This is a genomic window from Flavobacteriales bacterium (assembly GCA_016779935.1).
GTDB lineage: Bacteria > Bacteroidota > Bacteroidia > Flavobacteriales > UBA7312.
Genome location: JADHMQ010000009.1, coordinates 1 through 19,476, shown reverse-complemented (window position 1 = coordinate 19,476; position 19,476 = coordinate 1). Strand labels below are relative to the sequence as shown.

Sequence of the window (19,476 nt, the reverse complement as noted above, 5' to 3'; positions counted from 1 at the left end):
TCACTTAACTAGCTCCTTAATTTAGATATAATCTTAGTCTTTAATTTGTCGGTTAAGAGATACATTACTGGCACAATTACTAAGGTAAGGAATGTGGCAAAGGTAAGTCCAAAAATAACCGTCCACGCCATTGGTCCCCAGAAAATAGCGTTGTCCCCTCCAAAGAAAATCTGTGGATTGAACTCCGTTAGCAAGGTGCTGAAATTAATATTCATACCTGTAGCTAATGGTAGTAGTCCCAATACCGTTGTAATGGCTGTAAGAAGTACAGGTCTTAGCCTTTTTTGCCCAGCTTCACGAATACTATCTATGGAGTTTTGGTAATCTAATTCTTCTGAACCGTCTAAGCCAAGTTCTTCTTTCTTTCTTGATTTAATGAGGTCAATGTAGTCGATTAAAACAATGGCATTATTAACTACAATTCCAGCCAATGAAACTATCCCAATTCCCGTCATAATAATAACGAAGTCCATATTGAAAATAGCCAGTCCCAAGAATACACCGATGGTACTAAACAGTACCGTCATAATAATAATTACTGGCTTGAATACGGAGTTAAATTGAGATACTAATATCAGCGTGATAAGAGCCACAGCAATTAATAATGCTTTAGACAAGAAGTCTTGCGTTTGAGCTTGTTCTTGCTGTTTTCCTGTAAATTGTAAATCGCAATTTTCTGGCAAAGGATAGTCAGCTAATAGCTTTTTCAATTGCTCATTTATGGCGTTTTCGTTGTAACCTTCTATTACGTTTGAATAAAGGGTTACCTGTCTTTTCATGTCTTTTCTGTTGACCGAACCAAAGGTGTTATTGTAGGTATAAGTTGCCACCGAAGAGATAGGAATTTGCATAACTCTACCACTAGACTGGCTTCTAAAGGTAATGCTCTGATTCATCAATGATGACACGTTATAACGGTACTTATCTGCTAATTTTAAGGTGATTGGGTATTCGTCTTCTCCATCCTTAAATTTAGAAACTTCTTTTCCAAACAATGCTGTACGAATAGTAGATCCTACTTGAGAAGTAGACACGCCTAATCGTCGCGCCATGTCTCTGTCTATCTGCACAAGCATCTCTGCCTTACTTAATTCTAAATCGACTTTTAGTCCTTCTATTCCAGGGATTTTCTCTTTCTCAATTTTTTGCTGAATGTCTTCGGCCAAAAAGAGTAAGTCTTCGAAATTCTCACCCGTAATTTCCAAATTAATTGGTCGTCCCATTGGTGGTCCGTCTCTATTTTTATCGACAGAAATTTCTACTCCAGGTAATTCTTTCATCGAAGCAGATAATTCTTTCATAACATCCCCAGTAGCGATGCCATCTCTGTATTTGAACTCTACAAAATTAATGGTTATACGTGCTTTGTGAGGGGTATTTCCTGAACCTCCACCCATTTCGTTAGGGTCAGATGTTCCTGCGCCAACATTAGTCAATACGGAAGAAACTATATGCTCGTACGGGCTTAGAATCTCAATAATGTCTTGTTCAACCACACGAGCTATGGAGTCTGTAGCTGTAACGTCCGTTGCTTCTGGCATTTCCAAAAATACATTGATGTACTTTGGCTCATTAACGGGAAAAAACTCCACGTTGGGTTTCATAAATGCAAAGAACATAATGGAGAAAATTAATAGCCCAAAGGTTCCTGCTAAGAGTTTTAATGGACGTCTTCCCTCTAATGCCCAGTTTAATGTTCTAGAGTATCTTTCTTCCAAACGGGCAAGTAATGTGTCTTGGAACCAATATGACCAAGGTGTTAGGTATATGCTGTTCAATAAGTTCAACAAGCCATAAATTAACGCTAGTGAGCCCAACATACGGAATCCTAATAGGTAGAAGATTATAGAAATTACCGCAGCATAAATAGTGGTCTTTTTTAGCTTTGGTTTATTCACTTCTTTTCTGCTGTCCTTTTGCATAAATCGAGATGCAAAAACAGGGTTTATGACTAAGGCTACAAATAGTGAGGAGCCCAATACAATAATTAATGTCATTGGAATATAGCCCATGAACTCTCCCATGAGGTCGTCCCAGAATAAGAGTGGGAAAAAGGCGGCTAATGTCGTTAGGGTTGAAGAGATGATAGGAATGGCTATTTCGCCTACTCCTTGTTTTGCTGCTTCGAACTTACTCAAGCCTTCTTTCTTATAAATACGGTCAATATTTTCAATCACTACAATAGCGTTGTCTACTAACATTCCCAATGCTAAAATGAGGGCAAAAAGCACTACCATATTCATTGTGGTACCCATACCGCCAAAGACTACAAAACTGATAAACATCGACAACGGAATAGCCATTCCAACGAATAAAGCGTTTCGTAAACCAAGAAAGAACAAGAGAACAAGCACCACCAAAATTACTCCAAAAATGATACTGTTCTCCAAGTTACTTAATTGATCTCTAGTTTGTTCGGACTGATCGTTTGTAATGGATATGGTTAAGTTCTGAGGCAGTAGATTAGTCGATTTTGCCGTGGCTAAAAGCGACATTATTTTACTGGTTGCCTCCAAAAGGTTTTCGCCGCTTTTCTTCACAACATTTAATGATACTACTGGTTGTGCGTCTAACCGTGCAAAGCTTTCTCTTTCTTCATAGCCATCTGTAACTGTTGCGATGTCTTTGAGGTAAACTATATTTCCCTTTTCATGCTTTACAATAATGTTGCCAATTTCTTCAGCTGACGTAAACTCAGCCGATGTTCTGACCATTCTTCTAGTATTGCCAATAAGCACATTTCCTCCTGCAATAGAAGTATTTTCATAGGCAATTGCACTTTCTATATCTCCAAAACTTACTTGGCTACTCTCCATGAGATATAAGTCAGCCTCTATACGAATTTCCTTATCTAATAGTCCTGTGATTTCAACTTTAGATATTTCGGTAAAAGACTCTATCTCATCCTGGAGATACTCGGCATGAATTTTTAATTCATCCAAACTAAAGTCTCCCGAAAGGTTAATGTTCAAAATGGGGAATTCTGAGAAATCGATATCCATAACCATAGGGTCCATATCCAAATCTCTTGGCAGATCACTCTTTGCTTTATCTACAGCGTCCTTAACATCTTGTAGAGCTACTTTAAGCTCAATATCTGTGTTAAACTCTACAATTACTGAGGAGTTATCCTGAATGGAAGAGGAAGTAAGTTTTTTCAAGCCTTTTACAGATTTAATTTCTTTCTCTAAAGGTCTTGTAATCAGGTTTTCTATATCTGCAGGTGAGTTTCCAGGATATACCGTTTGCACCATTATTGTTGGCATAACAATATCTGGATACAAGGATTTGGGCATGGATTTATACGAAAAGATACCAAAGAGTGTCAATAAAGCCGTTAGAATGAAAACGGTTGTTTTATTCTTCAGTGATAAATTCGTGATTTTGAAACTTCGATTACTCATTTATCTAGTTTTTTATTTCAATAATACTTCCGTTTGATACTTCATCAAAGCCAACTGTAATGACTTTTTGACCAAATTCTAATCCAGCAGTCACATGTGTTTCAGCTGCTTGTGATAAGCCTACTTCAATATACTTTTTGGCTGCTTTATTGCCTTCGGCTACAAAGACAAATGAGCCTCGCATATCTTTCTTTATAGCAGAGGATGGCAATACAATGGTATTGTCAGCACTGAAATCTTTAATCTTTAAGGAGGCTACTGCATTTGGCTTAATGTTGCCAGATGTATTTCTAAGGTTTATTTTTAGCTTGAAGGTTCTGTTTTCTGGATTTATAACTTGCCCTACAAAACTTACTGGTGCTTCCATGTCAATGCCCAAAGAGTTGAAGGAAATTTTAACTATATCGCCTTTCTTTAAAACAGATGAATAACGCTCAGCTACATCAACTTCTATTTGTAATCTATTGGAATTCACTACCCTAAATGCCGGTCTTCCTGGCGAAGTAAATTCTCCTTCATTTATAACGATTTCGTCAAGCCTACCACTAATTGGTGCAACTATTTCGTATTTGTCCAACTGTGCTTCTGAGGCAGCTAGCTTCTTACTCAAAGAAAGGTATTGGTTTTTAGCTTGTAAAAATTGAATTTCAGAGCCAATGCCTTGCTTCCAAAGGTTGTCTTGTCTTTCAAAAGTCGTCTTGGCTAATTCAACAGACTGCCTTAAGTCTTCAACTTGATTCATCATTACTGTAGCGTCTAACTGTATTATGGCTTGGTCTTTAGACACCCAACTTCCTTCTTCTACTAATCTGCGAACTACAGTAGCCCCAACTTCAGAGCTTACGACAACGTTTGCTCTTGAGCTTACCGTTCCTGGCTGATTGATGTAGTGTGCAAATGAACGAGAAGTAATCTCTTCTACATTTACAGCTATACCGTCTTTAACTATAGTATCGGCTAATGCGATCTCTTTTTCTAGAGTAAGTATTTGTGTTTTTATCTCCCCTAATTGTTCCTTTAAGGTTTTTAAAGAGGCTTTCTTTTGGTCAAGTTCACTGACCTTTTCTCCACAGCCAACAAAGGCAATGAGGGATGCTAGTATTAAAATGTGTGTTGTTTTCATTAGTTTCCTACTGATCGGTTATAATTAGTTTTTGCTATTAGTAAATTGTAAATCGCTTGTGCATTGTTTGCTTGGGCTTGACTGTAGTCTGCACCTGCTTGTGATAATTCTGAACTACTTACCAAACCTTCCTTGTATTTAAGTAATGTTTTGTGGTAAATCTTCTTGCTAAGCCCTAAATTGTTAGCGGTTTGCTCTTGCGAATTAAAAGCTGTTATGTAATTAGATAAAGCCATCTCGTAAGCCAATTGCAATGACTCTGAAGTTTGCGATTGATTGTTTCTAGCTTTTTCGTAATTAATTTGAGCCTGTTGAATTCTTGACACCCTTGCAAGTCCATCAAACAACGTCATGTTTGCTTTTATGCCAATGACGTTCGACGGGTACCATTTACCTTCGTCAAAAAAGTCAAACTCATTTCTGTATGCGTTTTTGCTGTAAGATGCAAAAGCGGTAATTGATGGCAAAAGCTGAGACTGAAAGCGTCTTAAATCAAGTTTCATCAACTGTGTTTGAGTTTGTGCTAATTGGTATTCTTTTCTGTTTTCAATCGAAGGTTCTTTCAATTGAATAATCTGATTGTCAGACAATAAATTAGTTAGACTGTCGGTTAAAATAATTTCCTCATCGAGTGGCAACCCTAAAATTAATTTTAGGTATAAATATGCCACATCAGTCATGCGATCCATATTTTCCGATTGGATTTTCATATTTGATAAGGTAAGTGTCATCCTATCAACGTCAAGGTCTTCCACCAATCCTAATTCATACATAGTGCTTACCTCATCTAAAATATCTTGATGAATATCTGCTATCAGTTTTAGAAAGGCTTTGCGTTCTTCGGCTACTAAAACATTATAATATGCTGCTGCAATGCTATCTAGAATTTGTTGTTCGGTAAGCTCCAAGGATTGAATAGATAAATTCTTATAGATGGATGAGGCCTTAAGCCCTACAATATAAGAGCCGTCAAACACAAGCTGTGAAGCTGAAAGTGTTGAGGTAGAGTTGAACTCTGTTCCAAATTGCAGTTCAGTAAAATCATCGGCTGATGCTGTTGGCACAAACATATTAGCAGGAACAACAGTCGTAGGTATTTCCAAAAACTGCTGCATATTGACCTCCCCATTAATTTTTGGCAGACCAATTGCGACTGTTTCCATGACTTTTTTCTTTGCTAACTTCACGTCTAATCGAGCGTTTTTCACCTCGGTGTTATTTGTCAAACCTATCTGCTGAGCATCTTCAACTGAAAGTCTTTGCTGAGCATTGGCATTAAATGCAACTATAAATGCAATTATTAATAGCTTATAATTCATTGATTTTCTTTTCTAGATATTTGATTCCTTTTGAGGTCGCTATTCCCCTAATGTGATATATTCTGTTTTCTTTTAATAACTTTTTGAAGTTGTAAACGGTAAGCGGAAAAATTTGGTCATTGACTAAGGTGTCTGTTCTACTAATAACAAACTTGGTAATAATGTCCACGTCCAATTCAGACCTATACAATTCTTGTTGAATGCCCTTGATAAGGTTGTTTTTCATAATATTAAACAATACCTTTTCTTTTAACTCCTCGAGCAAACTCCAGGTATTAGGATAATACCTTTTGAGCTCTCCTAATAAATAAGGATTGGTTTTTTTCATCATTAAAGAAACGCTTTCATCAATTGCAAAAAGCTCATCAATAGCATTTTGAGGTTGTGAGAAAGAGTTACTTATCATTTCTTCAAACATCTCATTGTGCCTCTTAAAACAATGGTGCACCAAATCTTGTTTGTTGTCGAAGTGGATATATAGTGTCTTTTTGGAAATAACTAGCTTTGAGGCCACTTCGTCCATATTAACTTGCTTCACTCCTTTTTTTAGAAAAAGAATAAGCGATTGGTGTATTATATTTTCCTTAACGTCCATTTTCGGGGTGCAAATATACATATAAATAAACTTTGGAAACATTTTTAATAGCTTTTTGTTTCCAAAGTTTTAATTGTTAGACTAAAATGCCCAAAAGTTTTAAGATTTAATATCTTTGTTCTAAGAATATACACGATGAAACATACCAAAGTAAAGACGTTATTGAAAGGTGAAAGCCTAAAGGAAACCGTTTGTGTAAAAGGTTGGGTAAGAACTAAGCGAGGAAGTAAAAATGTCTCTTTTATTGCTATTAATGATGGTTCTACAATAAACAATATCCAAGCTGTTGCCGAAAGTGATTCTTTTGAGGAAGACTTAATCAAACAAATCACAACAGGTGCTTGTGTGCGTATCGTAGGTACATTGGTCGAATCGCAAGGAAGCGGTCAAAAGGTCGAAATTACAGCTCAAGAGATTGAGGTGCTTGGCGAAGCAGATGCCGATGTATATCCGCTTCAACCCAAAAAGCACAGTCTGGAATTTCTGAGAGAAAAAGCTCACTTACGTTTCCGAACGAATACCTTTAGTGCAGTTTTCAGAGTAAGACACGCTTTATCTTTTGCTATTCATAAATTCTTCAATGATAAGGGCTTTGTTAACCTTCATACACCCATTATTACAGGTGCTGATGCCGAGGGTGCTGGCGAAATGTTTCAAGTTAGTAATTTAGACTGGAACAATCTACCAAAAGATGAGGATGGTAATGTGGATGAAACTCAAGACTTCTTTGGTAAGAAAACAAACTTAACCGTTTCTGGACAGTTAGAAGCTGAATTAGGAGCATTGGCATTGGGTCAGGTCTATACTTTTGGCCCAACGTTTAGAGCTGAAAACTCTAATACTTCTAGACACTTATCAGAATTTTGGATGATAGAGCCTGAAGTGGCTTTCAATGACCTAAACGATAATATGGATTTGGCTGAAGATTTTCTAAAATATTGCATCAAATACGTTTTGGAACACTGTAAAGATGATATTACGTTCCTTGACAAGCGCTTAACTGATGATGAGAAAAACCTTCCTAAAGAGCAAAAATCAGAAATGAGCCTTATTGAACGCCTCAACTTTGTGGCAGAAAATGAGTTTGAAAGACTGACCTATACTGAGGCTATTAACATCCTTAGAAATTCTAAGCCAAACCAAAAGAAGAAATTTCAATACCTCATCGAAGGCTTTGGTGCTGACCTTCAGTCAGAACATGAACGCTATTTGGTAGAAAAGAAATTTAAAAAACCAGTGATTCTTACTGACTATCCAAAAAACATTAAAGCCTTTTACATGCGCATGAATGAAGATGGTGAAACCGTTCGTGCTATGGATATTCTTTTCCCCGGTATAGGTGAAATTGTTGGCGGCTCACAAAGGGAAGAGCGTATGGACATTCTTAAAAGTAGAATGGAAGAAATGGATGTTGACCAAGAAGAATTGTGGTGGTATCTTGAAACACGACAGTTTGGAACATGCCCACATAGTGGTTTTGGATTAGGCTTCGAAAGACTAATAATGTTTGTAACTGGAATGAAAAATGTTAGAGATGTTATTCCTTTCCCACGATACCCTCAAAATGCGGAATTTTAATTAATGCAAAAACAAAGACTAAAACAGGAAATAGGACTCAAACTTAGCCCTCAACAAATACAGTTTCTTGGTTTGTTGCAAATTCCTTTAATGTCTTTGGAAAAACGTATTGAAGAGGAGCTGGAAAGCAATCCTGCTTTAGAAGAAGAAACAGAATCCGATAAAGCTTCTGAAAGCAGCGAACAAAGTTGGGAGAAAAGCAGTTCTAGAAATTCTAATAAAGAGGAAACACCTAGAGAGTTTACTCATCAAAGAGAATTAAGTCTTCAAGAGTTTTTACTAGAGCAACTTCCTATGCTTAACCTCAATGATTTAGAATATTCTATCTCTGAATTTATCGTGGGGTGTTTGGATGACAATGGATTTTTAAGCCGCTCTCTTTTGTCGATTACTGATGATTTGCTGTTCAAGATGAATTTGGAAATCAGCGAGTATGATCTTATTCCTATTTTAAAAAGCATACAAAGCTTAGAGCCTATTGGCGTAGGCGCTAGAGATTTGCAAGAGTGTTTACTCATTCAGTTAGAAAACAAAGAGCCTAGTTCGTCAATTACTGATGCTATTCTACTTCTTTCTAAACACTACTCTGCTTTTAGCAATAAAAATTACGAAAAGTTAATGCGTGAGTTGAATCTAAGCGAAGACGAACTAAAGGCGGCTTATAAAGAAATTGAAACGCTTAACCCAAAGCCTGGCGCAAGCTTTTCGAATCAAGAAGAAGGAAATAATTACATCACTCCAGATTTTAGCTTAGAAGTTCAAAACGATGAATTAAAGGTAGTGCTCAACAACAGTAAAGTGAAGCAGCTTAAGAGTAGTGAGTACTACAAAAACATGCTGAAAAATCTTGAAGACACTAAAGGCGATAAAGAGGCTATTTCTTTTTTGAAAGATAAAATAGAAGGGGCAAACTGGTTTGCTAATGCTCTCATTCAACGCGAGCAGACTCTACTAAATACTATGAATTGCATCGTTAAGCTGCAAATGGATTATTTCAAATCTGGTGATGAGCGTACACTCAAGCCCATGAAATTAATGGACATTGCAGAGCAAATTAATCTAGATATTTCGACCATTTCAAGAGTAACAAATAGTAAATACATTGAAACCCCCTACGGCACTTTTTTACTGAAAGATTTTTTTTCTGATGCTTACAGCAAAGAAGACGGTACCACTATATCAAATAAGGTGGTGAAGAGTCATCTGAAAGAAATCGTTGATAATGAAGATAAAAAGAAGCCTTTTTCTGATGAGGAACTTTCAGAAAGACTTGGTGAAAAAGGCTATCATATTGCTAGAAGAACAGTCGCTAAATATCGAGAACAACTCGATTTTCCAGTTGCAAGACTTAGACGAACGCTATGATGAAATTCGCCCAGTTTATTTCCGTTATGGCACATCCATTATTTATGCCTTCTTATGCTTTTAGTTTATTAATGTACACTAATCCTTACGTCAATATGATGATAAGCGATTCTACTAAGAATGTGGTTATAATCATTCTCTCACTATTCACTATTGTACTTCCGATTGTTACCGCTATCCTACTCAAGCAATTGAGGGTAATTGATAGTATTTATATGAAGTCAAGTGAGGAACGTAAGTGGCCATTTGTTTTTACACTTGTTTGGTATTATTTGGCTTTCCAACTGCTTGCTAAACTGTACATCCCTCAGAGTTTTTTATTGTTAATGCTGGGTGCTATTATTGCAATTGGTCTGTCGTTAATCATTACTTTGAGGTGGAAAGTAAGTATTCATATGCTTGGTTTTGGCGGCCTTATAGGTGCAATAATTGGCATCTCTCAACGCTTTCAGTTTGACCATTCTAATTTGATAATGGTGCTTGTTATTTTTGCCGGTCTAATTGGCTATGCACGTCTTAAAACACACTCACATAATTACCGGCAAGTATATGTTGGTTTTTTACTAGGCGTATTTGTCGAATGGGTTAGTGTGCTTTACCTATAGTAAAACTTTCTTAGATTTGTAGTAACTCTTAAAACTATAAATCATGAAAAAATTATTACTCGGGCTTGGCCTATCTCTTTTATCATTTTCCATTATTGCTCAAACTGAAATATGTACGGACACTTCTAATCTTTATGTTTTTCAACACAATAATAAAAATTATGCCATTGTAAAAGATACAAAAAGTTGGACTGATGCCATAGCTTGTGCATACCAACTCGGAGGCATATTAGCAATAATTGACAACCAAGAAGAACAAGATGCCATTTGGGCTGAAATACCAAATGCAAACATTACCAACTCAAATACATCTGCCCCAGATGGTGGGCAAGCATCTTACCTTTGGATAGGCGGTAGCGATATGGGTGAAGAAGGAAAATGGGAGTGGATAGGTGAAAATGGTGACGCCACTCAGTTTTGGCAAGGGACTAACTCTGGAAGTGCAGTAGGTGGTTTATACAATAATTGGGGCAGTAGTTCCTTTGCAGGAGAACCAGATAATTACTTAGGTAATCAAAACGCATTGGGATTTGCATTAACAGACTGGCCATATGGAAGTGCTGGACAATGGAACGATTTAAATGTTGAAAATCTATTATACTTCATAATAGAGTCTGAAATTGATACGACTTCTGGAAACGGTGATGGTGACGGCGGTGATGGTGGTGGTACTGATTCTACTGTAGCTGTTACTGATTACAACATTCAATCCTCTTTGATTTACCCTAATCCCAGCTCATCTTACTTTAAAATCATGCGTGATGATATCAAAGAAATAACGATTATAAACGCTTTAGGGCAAGAGGTTTATCGAAAAATAAATCGTTCAAAAACAATAAACATAAGCCACCTTAGAGAGGGGATTTATTTTGTGAAGATGACCACTAATGAAAATCAGCTTCTGATTAATACATTGAAAGTCATTAAATAATTTAGAGCTTATGAAAAACTATTTGAAAGTATTACGAAAATATTCAGTATTTAAAGGACGAGCTAGTAGGAATGAATACTGGGAATTTGCTTTAATAAATATCATTATTATCTTTTTAATAGGAATATTAGAAGGTGCAATGGGAAGTGAAGACTCTTCAAGCCTACCAATTGGTGGTATTATATATTGGTTATATACCCTATTTGTATTTATTCCTTCTATTGCTGTAGGCGTAAGAAGATTACATGACACGAACAGAAGTGGGTGGATGTTGCTAATTCTATTAATTCCGATTATAGGGACTTTTTGGATTCTTGTGCTAACGTTGTTAAAAGGTAATGAAAGCGAAAATAAATATGGAGCCGTGCCTGAAAATTAACAAATAAAGGGCTGAGTTTACTCAGTCCTTTTCTTTTTCCTTGTAATCGTAATGATACTGTTGCTCTTCTTCAGCTTCTTCTAACAGTTCGTCAATTTCATATTGGTAAATCTGTTTTGGGGGTCCATTTTCTTTAAACCAATACGCTAATATTAGACCAGCAAAGCCACCTGACAAATGCCCTTCCCAAGAAATGTTATCTTGCATTGGAAAAATTCCCCAAATCATACCACCGTATAGGAAAACGACAAACATTGAAATAGCCATTAGTCGAGTATGCTTTCGTATGAATCCACTGAAAAATAAAAAAGATGCTAAAGCATAGACCAGTCCACTTGCGCCAATATGAAAACTTGGTCGACCAATAGCCCACAACCAAATGCCACTCATAAGCCAAGACCATAAAAACACTTCATTTGCAATACTTCTATAAAAAAAGGTTAAAGAAGAAATCAATACAAAAAGGGGGACTGCATTATTAGTCAAATGCTTCCAATCGCCGTGTATTAGGGGAGATAATAAAATACCTTTTAATCCTTCAAATGTTCTTGGCAATACACCGTACTTTACAAAACGTATGTTCCAATAAAATTCTAAATACTCTATTAAAGCTAGTAGAAGAATAAATAAAGACGGAAAAATAAAATGCTGAAGGTTGAGCTTTGCTTTCATCTTAAAAATCGTAATCGAATCCAACACCTAAGATATACAATTGTGGACTATTGCTGTTGAACTCTTGCTGAAGCCTGTAATATAAAGAGAGGTTTAGTGCCTTAGAAATGGGGTAAGACACCCCAAATGTATAGCGCCACTTATTGAGTGACTGATTAAGGTAGAAAATCTCAAAGGCAGTGTAAGGTTCAAGAGGTGTTTTGCGTACATTATATGTAGCTGACATTTTATCTCTTAGTGTCGAAACGTTCGATTGGAATTGATAACGTAATCGATTCTTAAATTCCCAACGCTTATGTTTTTTACGGAAGTTTAAATCTGTAAACAAACGGTGTTTAACCTCCGTTTGTATAGCAAAATCATTAATGTAACGGTAGCCAAAGGCAACTGACCAGGGTTTGTTGATTTTGTATCTTAAAGATATATTCGAAAAAAGAGCATCAGATAATGATGCATTTTCTCTAAGTCTATACCCTTGATCAAAGGATAATTTAACTGTTTTGTTTAATGAGTGTGAAACTTCAACCTTAGTCCATAATTGAAAATCTTGCTCTTGTGCTAACAAGAGAAAAGGAAAAAATAAAAGAAGTACAAAGCTACTTTTGTTCATCATCAAAAAAGAAGATTCTTAATTGAGCAGTATCTCTAAGAAAATCAATGCTCTTAACTTCTACTCGTGTAATATTCAAGCCCGTTCTTTGCTTCAAATCTTCAAATAACTCTTGTCGCTTTTCAGGTACAATTAGCTCTATTTTTTCAAAAGTTATATTCTTTCGAGATTCATGCTTGAGCAGCCAAATTTTTTCTAAACCATAGGTTAGGGCAATGAAAATAAGGTTGGTAAATACGACCTCCGCATGACTGATTTTTTTATTAACCAGAGCGTTCATCACAGAAATACCAATAATGACAAATAGATAGGTCATCTCCTTAATAGGAATAGGGTCTGTTCGGTATCTGATAATCCCAAAGATGGCAAATAGCCCAAGTGCAAAACCTAGTTCTAGCTTTACATTTTCTAGTAAAAAGCATAGAAAAAAGACGGTAACACTAATCAATAAATAGGTAAATAAGTAATCCTTATTTTTTGTTGCTGGGTAGTACAAATAGCGAACTATATATCCTACAATCAAAAAGTTAAAAACTGAACGAGCAAGTAGCTCAATAAAATCTTTTTGGTCAAAAAGGTCAGTTCCGAAAAGCTCAATATCTGAAATCAATAATAATAGACTATGCATCGTGTTGAAGTTTGTTAATTTTTATAAATTTTGGTTTAAAATTATTGTTTTTTAATAAAGGGTAAAGGCTTGCAGTAGCCATGCAATATTTGCTTATTCTAAAAGGCCTTACCATATTCTTTTTAATGATTCGCATGAAAACTGAAGCGTGATTAATCTTTTCTTGCTTTATCTCTGCAATTACCATATTCCCTAATTCAGATGTTTTGTTGTCGCCTTCAAAATTAATGTTTACATCAATTGTTACGCGTTCCTTCATCTTTTTGTTGACAAGCGTAATGCGATTAAATTTATTCCAGTGTTTTGGAACCAGTTCTTTCTCCTCTCCAATCACTGAAGTGATAAAGGCATTGGCATTCGTGTCAATTTCATTAGGGATTTTATCGACTTTTATTCGCTTTTTTATTGTTTTCCCCTTATTGGTTTTGTGCTTTATTTCTAAGAAACATAGACCCGAATCTATGTATTCTCTATACCGTACTTTGTTGCGGTTTGTTTTGCCATTGTGATGTTCAAAATAAAACTCAAAATCATCGGTATCGTAATACAAAGAACGGTAAGCACTCATTCGCTTGTTATTTATATCCAAAACGTAATAATGTTCTCTAATTTCGTTGAGTACTTTGCCTAACAATTCTAATTCAAAAACAAATTTGGTATCTGTTCTGTTCATTAACTGCACCGAATCCATTTGCTCCAAAGATATGGGCTCAAAAGAGTCTAATATGTTTTTAATTGACTGCAATATTATAGATGGATATATCTCCTAAATTATATACGGAATTGTTATCTGTAATTTCTATTTCAATAATATGTGGGAAGTCTCCATTGATACAATCAGGATGCCAAATAGTGGACGCCAATTCTTGAGCATAAGTTGGATTTGTTTGACTCAAGACCGCTAAACCGCTCGTATCTGCCTCACATTCAGAATATACAAATACGGTATACTTGCCTTTTCTTAAATTCTCAAAGCTGAAGCTGCCATCCCATGAGGTATTGTACGAATCGTCATAAAGATTATCCTCGTCACCATATACAATATAGACTTCTTCATCTGCTTTAGCATAGCTTGAGATTGTATCTACGCTTTGGTTGCCTCCTGGCACATCAAAATGCCTCAAATCGTATGTAATTATTTTTCCTGCTATGGAAGATGTCCCGCCTTCTCCTGCTTCTTTTTGACAGGAAAACAAGACACTAACTCCTGCTAGAATAAGTAGTATTTTTTTCATTTTATTGTACACTGATTTTACGGAATTCATCGTCTATTTTTAATATATAAACGCCTTTTTTCCAGTTACTAACATCTATATCAATACCATTTTTAATGTTTTGCTTTGTATACTGTTTTTTGCCTAATACATCATAAGCTTCAATTTGATTTGCAAAAGGAACGACAATATGCAGTAAATAATTAGATGGGTTTGGATAGACCAATATATTTGAATTGTGTGTATATTCGGAAATAGCTGTTCCTAATCCGTTATTGGCGTTGTGGGTATGGTCTTGAATAACGAAAGCGCCACTTCCGTTTGGCACTCTAGCATAGCCAAAATCTGAGGGTAACTCACCGTAGAACAAAGCGTCAATGATGAAATTATTTGATGTAGATAAAAACAACTCTTCCCCATCAGCAGACAGTCTGAAATTTGTGTGCAATCCGCTAGTCGCGTCAAGGTCATTATCTAGCCATACAATTAAGTATTCATTGGGAGCAATACTTACATCTGGAAATGTCCATTTATCCAATGTATTTTCGTTATCCGATAAATGATAGCCTAATAGGTTAATAGTAGAATTTCCCCTGTTATATAATTCTACCCAGTCGTCATACTCAGAAAGCCCTGACGAAATGTCCTCAACGGCGGAAGTGTTTGATGCCATAAATTCATTAATTACTAAATCCCCTACAACTGGCAGAAAATGAAATTCATGTTCAGCTCGTTCTGGTGAAAATATTCCAGCATCATTGTTTTCTGCATATATATAATATTGAACGTCAAGTGCATCAACATCTATTGAAACCCCATAGATTCCATCATTCGCTTGTCCATCGTTGTGATTGCCGTCATCAAACATTTCTAGCTTAGTAAAAACTTCATAGGGTCTAAATCTGTAACCAAAGATTACCGATTCAGCATTATCAACCTCAACACTAATATTTGCTTCAGAATAAATATTAACTAGGGTAGGTGTGGTGCTAATAGCATTAATTGTTGGAGGTGTAGCAGTAAACTCGGCCTGAGATTCTAAGTAATCAATACGGCTTTCCATTAAGGAACTTAGCCCAAATTTATTGCCACTCCCTGGTCCTCCTTCAATGGTGACATCGTCATTAAGATTAGCGATAAAGTCAGAATAGCTATAGATTGCATTTGGATCGGTTTGAACACTACTCTTGATTAAATTCTGCAATTCTAAACCTCTTTCAATATACCATCCATTAGCAAAGTTTTCATTGATAATGGTACGCATATGAGCAATATACATTCGTTTATAGGTAGGGTTAGAGAATATTAAATCTAACAATGGCCAGTCCTGGTCACCTTCTCTAAGTAAAGGGTTTAATTGTGTAAGGTCAATTGGCCCTCCCATTCCGGGACCTTCATTTACCATTGCAAAGCCCCCAAAAGATTCGTTTAAATCCCATACTACAGGATTCATTCGGTTATTATCGTCTTTAATAAGGTAATAGTTCTGACGAAAAGGACCTAAATAACTGTCCAAATTGACCAAAACATTGTTGAAAGCAGACATCCATATTGCACGATCAATGTCTAGAAATTGCTCAATGCTTTGTGGGTTATTATTTATAGCATTAGTCAAGTCAATAATGTCCTGCCAACTAAAGTCCGATTTTAACTCATAATAGTCGTAGTATGATGCAGAATCTGCACCTAAGTATTCTAGTGATGAGCCTCCGTTGAATGTGCTGACTGGATTACATTTAAAACGACTGTTGTCTTTATCAGCATATAAATATTTTCTTTGAAAATCTGAATTTACCGATTCTGAACTGCTATACAATCCATGGTAATTACCATTAATCGATACCCTTGCAAAATTAGACTGAGGGGCTTGCATATACTTTCGTGCCACTTCATAAGACAATACCTCTCTTAAAAAAGAAGGATCTTTATAACCGCTTGAAAGTTTAAGTGTACGGAAACCTTTGTAGTCCTGATTATCGTTGAACTCATCTAATGAAATGTTAAGAGGGTTTTTGTCATTAGTTTCAGAAAATGTGCTATTCCCTTTATACTTAACGGCAACACTATCTTTCATGGAGCCATTAATTACGACTGAATCTGCCATAAGGTAGGTTTCACTGTAGTAATTGTCAATCATCAGATCATTCCAGTCAGTAATAGGGAAATATATGTCAATAGTGGTAATATTATCCATCTGGTAAAGCTCTTGGCCAGATGAAATGGAAAAGGACAGCACTAAAAAAAAGAGAAGGGTTCGAATTAAATTCATTAGTTAAATTAAGGTTCTGGTTTTGTTCTAGCAAACTTAACCTTTTTTTAACAAATATTATTTAAAAGAGGACTTGCTTCTTACAGCTTTAAAGCAAAAATTAAAAGGTAATTGTAGATAATAGACTTTCCTTTTGGTTGAGTAATTGTTCAAGGGAGAAAAAGGTTTCGGTTCTGTTTATACCCTCTATTTTATGTATTTTACTGATAATTTGACGAGCATCATTAGAGTCAATAGCACGAATTTTACAGAACAAACTCGACTTTCCTGTTGTGAAATCCATGCCCGTAATGTTGTCAATCTTTAATAGCTCTTTTAAGGCCTGGTCGTATTTAGACGCTTTATCCAAATACACGCCCATATAGCAAGTGTAATTGAAGCCAAGCTTATCATAATCAATGGTAATAGTAAAGTTTTTAATAATGCCCAGCTTCTGCAAACGCTTAATTCTTACATGAATAGTGGTATTGGAAACTTTTAGAATATTAGATATTTCTGAAAATGAAATTTTTGAATTTAGAGACAATAATTTGAGTATTTCTAAATCTAATTTGTCTATTAAAGTTGACTTTGACATTGTAATCTGATTTTAAATTTAAATATAAATGCTATAAAAACACATCTAAAAAATGATTTTGACTTTTAATTGTTTGATTTAAATTTATTTTGACTTTTTTATTAATTTTATGGTTTATATTTAATGTTTATAGATGCAAATATATGTAAATTTGTGCAGTTAGTTAGTAAGTGTGATATGAAAAAAATAACAGTTCATCATTTAGATTCGGTTTCAGAATATTTTTTAGACTCTAAAAACCATATTACCGAAGTCAAATACTTGACCAATAACAGAAGAAAGGATTATACCTACGACCAAAACGATCCCGTTTATCATTCGTTGATTAATCTATTTCAGAATTATGATTTGACATATGAACCGACTAAAAAACCAAGAACGATTAATGAGTATCGTCAAAATAAAGACATCTGTTACTCATTAAACTAAAAATGGATGTTGAAAGATAATTATTGAAATCATGTTTTTTCATAATAGGCGTACATTTTTCATAATCCTTTCACTAGTTATGCTAGTGTTACTGTTTTTTTCAAATCATCAAACATCACCCATGCAGTCAGTCGACATTAATAGTGCCGACACTGCTTGGATGATTGTTGCCAGTGCCCTTGTTCTCCTTATGACGCCTGGCTTAGCCTTCTTCTACGGAGGAATGGTCAATAAAAAGAATGTTATTTCAACTATGCTGCAAAGCTTTATCGCTTTGGGTATTATTTCATTAATTTGGGTATTGTTTGGATTCTCTCTTGCATTTGGGGATTCTGTAAATGGATGGGGAATTATTGGAAATCCACTACAACACTTATGTCTTGATAATTTGGATTCTAAAAACAGCAATATTCCTTACTTATTATTTGCTTTATTTCAGTTAAAATTTGCCATAATAACACCTGCAATCATTACAGGTAGCTTTGCCGAGAGAATTCGGTTTAGAAGCTACTTATTATTCATGATATTGTTTTGCATCTTTATATACAGTCCAATTGCTCATACAACGTGGTCGCCAGAAGGTATTTTTGCCAATTTCGGTAATGTTATTGGCATTACAGGATTTGAAGGCTTACACGTTTTAGATTTTGCCGGCGGAACTGTTGTTCATATGTCTGCAGGTTTAGCAGCACTAGCTGGCGCTCTTTACCTAGGTAAAAGGAAAGAAGAAAACAGCGACCCAGCTAATATCCCTTTCATTATACTAGGAACAGGGCTATTATGGTTCGGATGGTTCGGATTTAATGCGGGTTCAGCACTTGCAGCAAATTACGATGCAGTAATAGCATTTGCCAACACAAATATCGCCTCAGCAAGCTCCATGATAACTTGGGTACTTTTCGATAGGTTTTTGAATAAAAAAATATCGGCTGTTGGAGCTTGCATAGGCGCTATTGTTGGTTTAGTTGCAATTACTCCTGCTGCAGGATTTGTTAGTATTCCTCATTCTATTTTAATTGGTTTTATCACTGCTTTAGTGTGCAACCTTGCTATGATTAAAATCAAAAAATCGAATAGAATTGATGACACTTTAGATGTATTCGCTAGTCATGGTATTGGCGGAATTTGCGGAATGATACTTACTGCAGTTTTCGCCAAAGATGTTGGTTTAGTATACGGAGAAGTAAACACTTTTATACTTCACCTAATAGCCTGCGTAATAGTGATTGTATTCGCCTTCTTTGGCTCGCTGCTTTTATATAAAATCGTTGACATTATTTTGCCAATGCGTGTTAGACAAGACCAAGAAGAAAGAGGCCTTGACCTTTCACAACATGGTGAGGAAATAGTATAATATTATTATTGTACGGTGATGAAATTGGCAAACATGCCCTCCTGTCTCGAGGGTGTAGATTTAACGGATAAACACTTTTGTGCTAACGTCTACTTATAGGTTCGAATCCTTTCCGTACAGCTTAAACAAAACCCTTCCGTTCTTTGAGTAGAAGGGTTTTTGTTTAACCCCATCAAGCTTCACAGACTGAATAAATCACAATTAATACGTTATATATAGATATAGTGATTAATTGCCATACCACTTACTCATAAAAAAAGCTCCGAGCAAATACTCGGAGCTTTTAAAAAGTCAAATCTAAATCTTATTGAAGCACTATTTTTTGATTGATACTTCCGTTTAGTGTAGTGATTTCTAAGAAGTACACGCCTTTTGGCATAGTATTCATATCTACCATTGTACGGTGTTGGCCTTCTAAGTCTAC

Annotated in this window: 19 protein-coding genes; 7 read left to right on the top strand and 12 right to left on the bottom strand. The window is 35.7% G+C overall.

All coding sequences use genetic code 11. The features are described from left to right. Positions 1–8: 8 nt before the first annotated feature. Genes ISP73_05670 through ISP73_05655 form a run of 4 tightly spaced genes read right to left on the bottom strand, consistent with a single transcriptional unit; the run spans position 9 to position 6,441 of the window. The gene (locus ISP73_05670; GenBank protein ID MBL6658072.1) at positions 9–3,404 is read right to left on the bottom strand and encodes an efflux RND transporter permease subunit; all 3,396 of its coding nucleotides are present in this window, start codon (positions 3,402–3,404) and stop codon (positions 9–11) included. Between the two features lie 4 nt (positions 3,405–3,408). Next, a complete protein-coding gene (locus ISP73_05665; GenBank protein MBL6658071.1) occupies positions 3,409–4,527 on the bottom strand; it encodes an efflux RND transporter periplasmic adaptor subunit in 1,119 nt (372 codons plus the stop codon). Then, entirely contained in the window at positions 4,527–5,846 is a 1,320-nt protein-coding gene (locus ISP73_05660) for a TolC family protein (GenBank protein MBL6658070.1), read from the bottom strand. The genes ISP73_05665 and ISP73_05660 overlap by 1 nt, the downstream gene beginning before the upstream one ends. Then, entirely contained in the window at positions 5,836–6,441 is a 606-nt protein-coding gene (locus ISP73_05655) for a TetR/AcrR family transcriptional regulator (protein ID MBL6658069.1), read from the bottom strand. The genes ISP73_05660 and ISP73_05655 overlap by 11 nt, the downstream gene beginning before the upstream one ends. Before the next feature lie 135 nt (positions 6,442–6,576). Here ISP73_05655 and asnS point away from each other — a divergent pair, with 135 nt between their 5' ends. The 5 genes from asnS to ISP73_05630 are packed head-to-tail and all read left to right on the top strand — an operon-like array spanning position 6,577 to position 11,299. Then, on the top strand, positions 6,577–8,019 hold the full coding sequence (gene asnS, locus ISP73_05650) for an asparagine--tRNA ligase (GenBank protein ID MBL6658068.1): 1,443 nt from the start codon (positions 6,577–6,579) through the stop codon (positions 8,017–8,019). Between the two features lie 3 nt (positions 8,020–8,022). After that, positions 8,023–9,384 carry an RNA polymerase factor sigma-54 gene (gene rpoN / locus ISP73_05645; GenBank protein MBL6658067.1) on the top strand — a complete coding sequence of 454 codons (1,362 nt, stop codon included), beginning with the start codon at positions 8,023–8,025 and terminating at the stop codon, positions 9,382–9,384. Then, complete coding sequence (locus tag ISP73_05640; GenBank protein MBL6658066.1) at positions 9,381–9,989, top strand: hypothetical protein; 609 nt, start codon at positions 9,381–9,383, stop codon at positions 9,987–9,989. Before rpoN ends, ISP73_05640 begins: the two co-directional genes overlap by 4 nt. A gap of 43 nt (positions 9,990–10,032) precedes the next feature. Then, positions 10,033–10,920 (top strand): T9SS type A sorting domain-containing protein, encoded by an 888-nt coding sequence (locus tag ISP73_05635; protein ID MBL6658065.1) that lies wholly within the window; start codon positions 10,033–10,035, stop codon positions 10,918–10,920. 10 nt (positions 10,921–10,930) lie between these two features. After that, positions 10,931–11,299 carry a DUF805 domain-containing protein gene (locus ISP73_05630; GenBank protein MBL6658064.1) on the top strand — a complete coding sequence of 123 codons (369 nt, stop codon included), beginning with the start codon at positions 10,931–10,933 and terminating at the stop codon, positions 11,297–11,299. 21 nt (positions 11,300–11,320) lie between these two features. On the opposite strand, the gene ISP73_05625 is transcribed toward ISP73_05630, so the two are convergent. From ISP73_05625 to ISP73_05595, 7 genes are all read right to left on the bottom strand, one after another. Beyond that, entirely contained in the window at positions 11,321–11,971 is a 651-nt protein-coding gene (locus tag ISP73_05625) for a rhomboid family intramembrane serine protease (GenBank protein ID MBL6658063.1), read from the bottom strand. Between the two features lies 1 nt (position 11,972). Beyond that, the gene (locus ISP73_05620; GenBank protein MBL6658062.1) at positions 11,973–12,584 is read right to left on the bottom strand and encodes a DUF2490 domain-containing protein; all 612 of its coding nucleotides are present in this window, start codon (positions 12,582–12,584) and stop codon (positions 11,973–11,975) included. Beyond that, a complete protein-coding gene (locus ISP73_05615; GenBank protein MBL6658061.1) occupies positions 12,568–13,209 on the bottom strand; it encodes a DUF4956 domain-containing protein in 642 nt (213 codons plus the stop codon). Before ISP73_05615 ends, ISP73_05620 begins: the two co-directional genes overlap by 17 nt. Then, positions 13,202–13,954, bottom strand: a complete 753-nt coding sequence (locus ISP73_05610) for a polyphosphate polymerase domain-containing protein (GenBank protein ID MBL6658060.1) — start codon at positions 13,952–13,954, stop codon at positions 13,202–13,204. The genes ISP73_05615 and ISP73_05610 overlap by 8 nt, the downstream gene beginning before the upstream one ends. Then, positions 13,941–14,444 carry a hypothetical protein gene (locus ISP73_05605; GenBank protein MBL6658059.1) on the bottom strand — a complete coding sequence of 168 codons (504 nt, stop codon included), beginning with the start codon at positions 14,442–14,444 and terminating at the stop codon, positions 13,941–13,943. The genes ISP73_05610 and ISP73_05605 overlap by 14 nt, the downstream gene beginning before the upstream one ends. 1 nt (position 14,445) lies before the next feature. After that, a complete protein-coding gene (locus ISP73_05600) occupies positions 14,446–16,692 on the bottom strand; it encodes a CotH kinase family protein (protein ID MBL6658058.1) in 2,247 nt (748 codons plus the stop codon). 100 nt (positions 16,693–16,792) lie between these two features. Beyond that, positions 16,793–17,269 (bottom strand): Lrp/AsnC family transcriptional regulator, encoded by a 477-nt coding sequence (locus ISP73_05595; protein ID MBL6658057.1) that lies wholly within the window; start codon positions 17,267–17,269, stop codon positions 16,793–16,795. Between the two features lie 177 nt (positions 17,270–17,446). On the opposite strand from ISP73_05595, the gene ISP73_05590 reads away from it, so the two are divergent. Together ISP73_05590 and ISP73_05585 are read left to right on the top strand one after the other, a co-directional pair. After that, entirely contained in the window at positions 17,447–17,698 is a 252-nt protein-coding gene (locus ISP73_05590) for a hypothetical protein (GenBank protein ID MBL6658056.1), read from the top strand. Between the two features lie 31 nt (positions 17,699–17,729). Continuing rightward, positions 17,730–19,052, top strand: a complete 1,323-nt coding sequence (locus tag ISP73_05585) for an ammonium transporter (protein MBL6658055.1) — start codon at positions 17,730–17,732, stop codon at positions 19,050–19,052. Positions 19,053–19,356: 304 nt separating this feature from the next. On the opposite strand, the gene ISP73_05580 is transcribed toward ISP73_05585, so the two are convergent. Beyond that, positions 19,357–19,476, bottom strand: a 120-nt coding sequence (locus ISP73_05580) for a T9SS type A sorting domain-containing protein (protein MBL6658054.1), incomplete at its 5' end; no start/stop codon positions are given.

Excerpts from the sequence above, each read along its gene's own strand:
- ISP73_05615 (MBL6658061.1), bottom strand. The coding sequence starts at position 13,209 with ATGCATAGTCTATTATTATTGATTTCAGATATTGAGCTTTTCGGAACT.
- ISP73_05625 (MBL6658063.1), bottom strand. The coding sequence starts at position 11,971 with ATGAAAGCAAAGCTCAACCTTCAGCATTTTATTTTTCCGTCTTTATTT.
- ISP73_05635 (MBL6658065.1), top strand. The coding sequence starts at position 10,033 with ATGAAAAAATTATTACTCGGGCTTGGCCTATCTCTTTTATCATTTTCC.
- ISP73_05585 (MBL6658055.1), top strand. The coding sequence starts at position 17,730 with ATGTTTTTTCATAATAGGCGTACATTTTTCATAATCCTTTCACTAGTT.
- ISP73_05630 (MBL6658064.1), top strand. The coding sequence starts at position 10,931 with ATGAAAAACTATTTGAAAGTATTACGAAAATATTCAGTATTTAAAGGA.
- rpoN (MBL6658067.1), top strand. The coding sequence starts at position 8,023 with ATGCAAAAACAAAGACTAAAACAGGAAATAGGACTCAAACTTAGCCCT.
- ISP73_05590 (MBL6658056.1), top strand. The coding sequence starts at position 17,447 with ATGAAAAAAATAACAGTTCATCATTTAGATTCGGTTTCAGAATATTTT.
- ISP73_05605 (MBL6658059.1), bottom strand. The coding sequence starts at position 14,444 with ATGAAAAAAATACTACTTATTCTAGCAGGAGTTAGTGTCTTGTTTTCC.
- ISP73_05600 (MBL6658058.1), bottom strand. The coding sequence starts at position 16,692 with ATGAATTTAATTCGAACCCTTCTCTTTTTTTTAGTGCTGTCCTTTTCC.
- ISP73_05640 (MBL6658066.1), top strand. The coding sequence starts at position 9,381 with ATGATGAAATTCGCCCAGTTTATTTCCGTTATGGCACATCCATTATTT.
- ISP73_05660 (MBL6658070.1), bottom strand. The coding sequence starts at position 5,846 with ATGAATTATAAGCTATTAATAATTGCATTTATAGTTGCATTTAATGCC.
- asnS (MBL6658068.1), top strand. The coding sequence starts at position 6,577 with ATGAAACATACCAAAGTAAAGACGTTATTGAAAGGTGAAAGCCTAAAG.
- ISP73_05670 (MBL6658072.1), bottom strand. The coding sequence starts at position 3,404 with ATGAGTAATCGAAGTTTCAAAATCACGAATTTATCACTGAAGAATAAA.
- ISP73_05665 (MBL6658071.1), bottom strand. The coding sequence starts at position 4,527 with ATGAAAACAACACACATTTTAATACTAGCATCCCTCATTGCCTTTGTT.
- ISP73_05655 (MBL6658069.1), bottom strand. The coding sequence starts at position 6,441 with ATGGACGTTAAGGAAAATATAATACACCAATCGCTTATTCTTTTTCTA.
- ISP73_05620 (MBL6658062.1), bottom strand. The coding sequence starts at position 12,584 with ATGATGAACAAAAGTAGCTTTGTACTTCTTTTATTTTTTCCTTTTCTC.
- ISP73_05595 (MBL6658057.1), bottom strand. The coding sequence starts at position 17,269 with ATGTCAAAGTCAACTTTAATAGACAAATTAGATTTAGAAATACTCAAA.